The organism is Paraburkholderia sp. MPAMCS5, from assembly GCF_036016995.1.
GTDB lineage: Bacteria > Pseudomonadota > Gammaproteobacteria > Burkholderiales > Burkholderiaceae > Paraburkholderia.
Genome location: NZ_JAYXBK010000039.1, coordinates 1 through 1471, shown reverse-complemented (window position 1 = coordinate 1471; position 1471 = coordinate 1). Strand labels below are relative to the sequence as shown.

Annotated in this window: 1 protein-coding gene; it reads left to right on the top strand. The window is 64.6% G+C overall.

Translation table 11 applies throughout. The features are described from left to right. Positions 1-127: 127 nt before the first annotated feature. Positions 128-1450: an IS4 family transposase gene (locus tag VOM14_RS31345; RefSeq protein WP_327632578.1), complete on the top strand. Its 1323-nt coding sequence runs from the start codon at positions 128-130 to the stop codon at positions 1448-1450. Positions 1451-1471: the final 21 nt, after the last annotated feature.

The following is a 1471-nucleotide window of genomic DNA, read 5'->3' as shown; positions in this document are numbered from 1 at the left end:
ACCCAGCCCTTTCAAGGTCTTTGCGCTGCAAACCTGGTAACCTGGCGAGATGTTAAGGAACGACGGGTAGGAAGGGATGTTCGACGAGGTGATGAAGCGTTTCGAGCAGCAGGCACCGGTATGCGTGATGGCACGCCTGGCACTACAGAGAGCCATCGCACCGCAATGGATCGACGAGGTGTTCGCCGAGCACCGGCAGCGGCAATATCCACGTGAATTGCTGTTCTCGACGGTGGTTGAACTGATGACGCTGGTGTCGCTGGGACTGAGTCCGTCGCTGCACGCTGCAGCGACACAGACGAAGCCCCTGCCGGTGTCGCTGGCCGCGCTCTACGAGAAGGTCAACCGCACCGAACCCGCGATCCTGCGTGCCCTGGTACAGGGCAGCGCACAGCGTCTGGAGCCGGTGCTGGCGGCGTTGCCATGCCAGCCCAGCCTGCCCGGCTGGCGTGTGCGGGTGCTTGATGGCAATCACCTGCCGGCCAGCGAGAAACGGCTGGCGGCGTTGCGCGAGCAGCGTGGCGCGGCGTTGCCGGGGCACGCGCTGGTGGTCTATGAGCCGGATCTGGGTCTGGTCACGGATCTGGTCGCCATCGAGGATGCGCACGCGCAGGAGCGCTCGGCCATGGCCCCGCTGATTGAATGTGCCGGCGCGGGCGAATTGTGGCTGGCTGACCGGAACTTCTGCACCGGGACCATCCTGCAGGGCTGGCATCAGGCACAGGCCTGCTTCATCGTGCGCGAACACGGCCGCAACAGCCCGGCGCTTACCAGCAGTGGGCCGTGGGTGGACGGTGGACGTATCGAGACAGGTCAGGTGCGAGAGCAACGCATTGACCTGAAGGCTGGCGTCGTCTGGCGTCGCATCGAGCTGACGCTGGACAAGCCGACTGAAGCGGGCGATACCGTGATTCTGTTGTGGAGCAACCTGCCTGCCGCGGTGGGCGCACACGAGATTGCCCGGCTGTACCGCAAGCGCTGGCGTATCGAGGGCATGTTCCAGCGACTCGAGTCGGTCCTGCACAGCGAGATCCGCACCCTGGGTCATCCACGTGCCGCGCTGCTGGGCTTTACCGTCGCGGTGCTGGCGTACAACGTGCTGGCCACGCTCAAGCGCAGTGTTGAAGCTGCGCATGCTGGCGCCGATGAAACAGGTGCAGCGCCGCCGGACGTCTCGACGTATTACCTCGCCGTGCAGATTCGCAGCCAGTATGAGGGCATGCTCATCGCGCTGCCGCCAGATGAATGGTCGCACTGGAGCGATGCCACGCCCGACGTGATTGCCGGCAAACTGCTCGAGCTGGCCCGCTGCGTCAACCCGATTCAGGTGCGCACACGCACGCGTGGCCCCAAGACCCGCAAACCCGCACCCTATGTCGAAGGCGCGGTAGCCCGCGCCCATCACAGTACCGCTCGCCTGCTTAAACGCGCCAAAGGCGGGACATCTTGATCAAGACCTTGAAAGGGCTGG